Source organism: Fodinibius sp. (assembly GCF_041642155.1).
Lineage (GTDB): Bacteria > Bacteroidota > Rhodothermia > Balneolales > Balneolaceae > Fodinibius.
Genome location: NZ_JBEPWZ010000200.1, coordinates 1 through 5484 on the forward strand (window position 1 = coordinate 1; position 5484 = coordinate 5484).

The window sequence follows — 5484 nt, forward strand, 5'->3', positions numbered from 1 at the left end:
GCAGGGACGCTGAAAGGTCAGTTAACTGCACAACACGTTTATAATATAAACTCATGTTAGATAGGTAAAACTGCTTCAATATGGTGCCTCCTTCAGTACTACCATTGGGAAATGTTTTAAATTGAACGTTATTAATTTTGCTGGTGCCTTTCTGCTCGGAAAGCCTGTCGAAGGCCTGTTGCTCTTCCTCCGTGAGATATATTTGGGTGCGTTTCATATCTTACTCTCTAATGTAATGCATATAAGTATATGTATACTATTTGACCGTAATTAACAAGTGATATGACACAGCACACGCTCAACCGGCAAAGCTTCACTCGTATGTCCGTTGCGGCCGGTCAGTTTCATCTTCCTTATTACTCTTCCGGTCCGTGATAAGCCGCACGCCCCGGTTGAAGGTCAGGTAGTGCCACATCCATTCCACAAATACCCGGAAGCGGTTGCGAAAACCGATCAGGAAGAAAATGTGGACGACCGACCAGAGAATCCAGGCAATAAAGCCGCTGAATTTAAACCCGCGGATATCGGCCACCGCCTTGGCGCGTCCCACCGTCGCCATGGTCCCCTTGTCGGTGAAGGAGAACGCTTTTCGTTCTGTTGCCGGGTCGGCGGCTTCCCTTTTGATGAGCTCCCCGATAAAATCCCCCTGCTGCATGGCCACCGGCGCGAGAGCAGGCAGCGGATTTCCGTTCGCATCTTCTTTATGGGCCGCATCACCGATCACAAAGATATGATCATCGTCAGCCAGCGAGAGATCTTCCTCCACCATCACCCGCCCCGTGGGGTCCTGCTCCGCCTTCAGAGAGGTGAGCAGGGGAGAGGCGGACACCCCGGCTGCCCAGATGATATTCGGCGTCTGAATAGTACCCTCCGAAAAGGAGACTTCTCTTTCGCCGATATCGGTGACCGGGGTATTGAGTAACACCCGAACGCCCATTTCCTCAAGGGTTTCCCGCGCCTTTTCGGCCAGCGATTCGGGATAGCCGTTGAGAATGCGCGGGGCGGCTTCCACCAGGAAGATCCGCGTCTCGTTTTTACTGAAGGTAGAGTAGTCACGCATCATGTTGCGTTTGGCGATCTCGGCAATGGCTCCGGCCATCTCCACGCCCGTGGGACCGCCGCCAATGACCACATAGGTTAGGTAAGGCTCCCGTAATTTGGGGTCTTCCAGCTGTTCGGCCTCTTCGAGCGATAACAGAATGCGCTCGCGGACCTGCAGGGCATCTCCGATGGACTTTAATCCGGGGGCATGCTCCGGCCATTCTTCATTGCCGAAGTAGTTGTATTGAGCGCCGGGGGCCAGCACCAGGTAGTCAAAACTGATTTTACGACCGTTTTTAAGTTCAATAAATCGCTGGCCGCGGTTGACATCCGTTACCTTGCCGAGGAGCACCCGCATGCCTTTGCGCTGTCCCAGTATGGCGCGAATAGGAGTGGCGATATCGCCCGGCGAGAGGGCCGCTGTCGCCACCTGGTAGAGCAATGGCTGAAAAAGGTGGTGGTTGCTCCGGTCAACAAGCGTTATGTCGACTTCCGCCTTCTTTAGTTTTTTGGCCACCGAGATACCGGCGAATCCCCCGCCGACGATAACGACATGCTTGCGATCTGCCATGGATTGGTCAGTTCATTTTGGCTTTTGTTTGCATCAGCAGCTCCTCGATTTCGCTCTTTGAGACCTGGTACTCTTCGTTGCAAAAATGGCACACCAGTTCCTGTCCCTCGTCACTGATCTCTTTCAGGTCGTTGGGACCGAGCATAGCCAGGGCATTGACAAATCGTTTGCGGGTACAGCGGCAGAAGAAATCGACCGGCTGGCGGTCCAGTTCTTTGACGCCCCCCGGCTCCATCACCATTTCCATGATATCATCAATGTAATGGCCCGATGCCAGTAATTCACTTATGGAATCAAATTGAAGCAAATTTTCCTGCATCGCCTCAATACGGCCCTCTGGTGCGTCGGGCATACGCTGTACCAGCACGCCCCCCGCTTCGGTGATCCGGCCCTGTCCGTCAAGTCCCACATCGAGCAATACCGCAGAGGGTACCTGCTCGGACTGCACCATATAGTACGCCACATCATCCGTAATGTTACCACGGACCAGCTCGATGCTGCTGGTACGGGGCTCGGCCTCATTGTACAAGGTCTTGCGTATGGTCAGTATACCCACCCCGAGTCCGTCACTTAAACTTGTTTGCTCGTTGGTATAATCCAGTTCCACCTCCGGATGCTGAACGTAGCCGCGGATCTCACCGACGCGATTCGCTTCCGCTACCAGCAGTCCCACGGGTCCCTTCCCTTCGACCCGCATCCGGATGCGCTCTTCACCCTTGAGTTCGGAGGCCATCAGCATGGTGGCGGTTAACGCCCGGCCGAGAAGGACGGTATTGAGCAGGGACAGATTGTGTTTTCGGCGAGCCGTTTTGACCACATCCGTCGTCTTTACGACCGAAATTTTAATATCGCCGCTGGTGCTTATGCCCTTGATCATCCGGTCTTTATGGATAAAATCTTTTTTGGAAATCATAGTAGTAATAGTGATGGGTACTCTTATGGTTGAACAGAAAAATGGTATGATTTATACAAAGCGTAATCGCTTTCCTGAATAATAACGGGCATTGTTGTATTATATTGGTACGGGGAACGCCACATAAAATAACCTTCTGATGTGTGGATACCGTGAATAATACTCATACTCTTTTTACTCCGTATTGTTCAGTGTACGAGAACACCTGCCTTATAACAGTTTTTTGGGTTGTTGAATTCAATTTCGATTTTTTGCTCCTTGTGGCTTGACCCAAAAGGAGCGTAAAAGATCAAGACTGAGAAAACTCAGCGCCTGGCGTGCGCTGCGGCTCCCTAACTGGAACTTTCTTGGGTGAGGAATCAAAATTGGAAGGCGAATGGACGAAGGTGCAAAAAAGAGGTTTTTTCCTCTCACGGTGTGAAAGATATCATCATTAAAATGATGATTTTTATCTGTGAAATTGTATCTTTATAGAAGCAAGTCAGTTTCTATTCAAACGCCCCGGATCCGCGGGTCGCATAGCTGTGCAGTTTGACCGCTGCCGACTATTTATGACAAAAAACAAAAAAACAGATAACGATAATTATGTCTTTTCGATGGGTGTATTCAACGCCCGACAACGAGGAGGCTGTATCTGCGTTACAGCAGGAGTTGGGTATTCCCCAGAAGGTGGCCCACCTGCTGACGTTGCGGGGTATAGACTCTTATGATCGGGCCAAAAAATATTTCAGACCAAGTTTAAGCAGCATCCACGATCCTTTTCTGATGAGGGATATGGATGCGGCGACGGAACGCCTGGCAAAGGCCATTCGTAATCGCGAGCGGGTACTGGTGTACGGTGATTATGATGTGGACGGCACCACCGCTGCCTCTGTAATATATCTGTTTCTGAAAGAATTCGGCGTTGAGGTGGACTTCTACATCCCCCACCGTTTTAAGGAGGGCTATGGCATCAACCCGGAAGGGATCCGGCATGCCGCAGAATCACGGGCCGACCTGATCGTTTCGGTGGATTGCGGTATTACGGCTATTGAAGAGGCAAAACGCGCCAGGGAGCAGGGGATCGACCTGATTATCTGCGATCACCACAACGTGGGTCATGCGATCCCGGATGCGGTGGCAGTGCTTGATCCCAAGCGCGAGGACTGCTCCTACCCTTTTGACGGACTATCGGGGGCGGGGGTAGGCTTTAAGCTGGTACAGGGCACCGTTCAGAAGCTGGGTCTCAGCAAAAAAGTGGCTTTCAAATTTCTGGACCTCGTGGCCATCTCTATTGCCTCTGATATCGTGCCGATGGTGGACGAAAACCGTATTCTCATGCGCGAGGGACTTAAACAGATTAACAGCGATCCACGGATCGGACTGAAGGCGCTGGCGGACCTCATCAACCTGTCGATCGGATCCGTTTCGACGTCGAATATTGTATTTTCCGTGGGCCCGCGTATCAATGCGGCGGGACGTATGGGGGACGCTTCCAAAGCCGTGCGGCTGCTGATTGCCGAAACAGCCGCCGAAGCCCGGGCGAGGGCTCAAGAGCTGGAAAGCATCAACATCGCCCGCCGCGATGAAGACAGTCAGACGATGGAAGAGGCAAAAACCATTGTCGACGAGCAGTACGACCTGGACAAGGTTTCCTCGATGGTACTGCATAACCCCGACTGGCACCTGGGCGTGATCGGCATTGTGGCCTCCCGCCTGGTGGATGCCTACGGACGTCCCGCTATTATGCTCAGCACTGTGGACGGCAAGATCAAGGGCTCGGCCCGCAGCATCGAGGGATTTGACATCTACAAGGCCTTCAAGGAGTGTGAGGACCTGCTCGAACAGTTCGGGGGACACAAATATGCGGCGGGGCTGACCATAGCCGAGGAGAACTACGAAGCTTTTTGTGAGCGTATCAACAGGATTGCCTCGGAGCGGCTGACGGAACAGGATTTCAAGCCCGAATTGTCCATCGACTGCGACCTGGACCTGAGCAACGTCAATATGCGCTTTTGGAAGCTGCTCAGCCAGTTCGAGCCGTTCGGCCCGGGCAACCTCCGCCCTATTTTTGTCAGCAAGGACGTGCGGGTGGTGGGCGTGCCGACCATTGTGGGCTCGGGTCACCTGAAAATGAAAGTCGCCCAGAACGGCTCCGGCACTTTTGACGTGATCGGGTTCAACATGCACGAATACCTGCCCGTCATTCGCAATGAAAAGGATCAGAAGATGAACATCGCCTACTCGCTGGAAGAAAACAACTGGAATGGGCGGCGGACGCTTCAGCTGCGGCTGCGGGACGTGCAGCTGCGGCAAGAAAATCCGTAGAAAAACGGATTGATCCTTTTTATAAAGCTGAAAAGATTTTATATTTGGCAACTCTTAGCGCAAGCGAATGGGACTGTAGCTCAGTCGGTAGAGCACACGACTGAAAATCGTGGTGTCGGCGGTTCGATTCCGCCCGGTCCCACGCAAAGCCCTGTAACTCATCGAGTTGCAGGGCTTTTTTGTTGTGTGGGGATGGCTATGACGAGCCCTCACTCCTCATGCTCCACCACCACCCGTCCGACCTGTCCCCCTTCCAGGATGAGATCGATTTCGCTGTTGAGTTCCTCAAGCGAGCAGGTGCGGCTGATCTCCCTCAGGCGACCGGGCTTCCAGGAAGCCCCCAGGTGTTTCCAAAGCTGCCGGCGAAGCTTCATGGGACAGTGGCCGCTGTCTATGCCGGCCAGAGTGACGCCCCGCAGGATAAATGGGTACACGCTGGTCTGCAGCTGGTGCCCCAGCACGTTACCGCAACAGGCAACGGTACCGTTGGGCTGCGTCTGCCGAAGGGCCGTATCGAGCATTCGCCCCCCTACCGTCTCGATCACGCCGGACCACCGGCCGCCGAGCAGTGGTTTGGAGCTGCGATCCTGTACTTCGTTACGGTGGATGACCGAAGCGGCCCCGATCTCCTTCAGAAAGGGTTCCTGCTCCA

Annotated in this window: 5 protein-coding genes and 1 tRNA gene; 2 read left to right on the plus strand and 4 right to left on the minus strand. The window is 53.4% G+C overall.

Annotated features, from left to right (window positions below):
* The 3 genes from ACESLU_RS10905 to hslO form a co-directional block, all read right to left on the minus strand.
* Positions 1 to 217 (minus strand): CopG family transcriptional regulator (locus ACESLU_RS10905; RefSeq protein WP_372638678.1); only part of this gene is annotated, 217 nt, incomplete at its 3' end.
* A 96-nt stretch (positions 218 to 313) separates the two neighbouring features.
* Complete coding sequence (locus ACESLU_RS10910; protein ID WP_372638679.1) at positions 314 to 1612, minus strand: NAD(P)/FAD-dependent oxidoreductase; 1299 nt, start codon at positions 1610 to 1612, stop codon at positions 314 to 316.
* A gap of 7 nt (positions 1613 to 1619) precedes the next feature.
* A complete protein-coding gene (gene hslO, locus ACESLU_RS10915) occupies positions 1620 to 2525 on the minus strand; it encodes an Hsp33 family molecular chaperone HslO (RefSeq protein ID WP_372638680.1) in 906 nt (301 codons plus the stop codon).
* Positions 2526 to 3110: 585 nt separating this feature from the next.
* On the opposite strand from hslO, the gene recJ reads away from it, so the two are divergent.
* The gene (recJ, locus tag ACESLU_RS10920) at positions 3111 to 4832 is read left to right on the plus strand and encodes a single-stranded-DNA-specific exonuclease RecJ (RefSeq protein WP_372638681.1); all 1722 of its coding nucleotides are present in this window, start codon (positions 3111 to 3113) and stop codon (positions 4830 to 4832) included.
* 69 nt (positions 4833 to 4901) lie between these two features.
* Positions 4902 to 4974: transfer RNA gene (locus ACESLU_RS10925), tRNA-Phe, on the plus strand.
* Positions 4975 to 5041: 67 nt separating this feature from the next.
* Here the strand turns inward: ACESLU_RS10925 and ACESLU_RS10930 are convergent.
* Positions 5042 to 5484, minus strand: a 443-nt coding sequence (locus tag ACESLU_RS10930; protein WP_372638682.1) for a zinc-binding dehydrogenase, incomplete at its 5' end; no start/stop codon positions are given.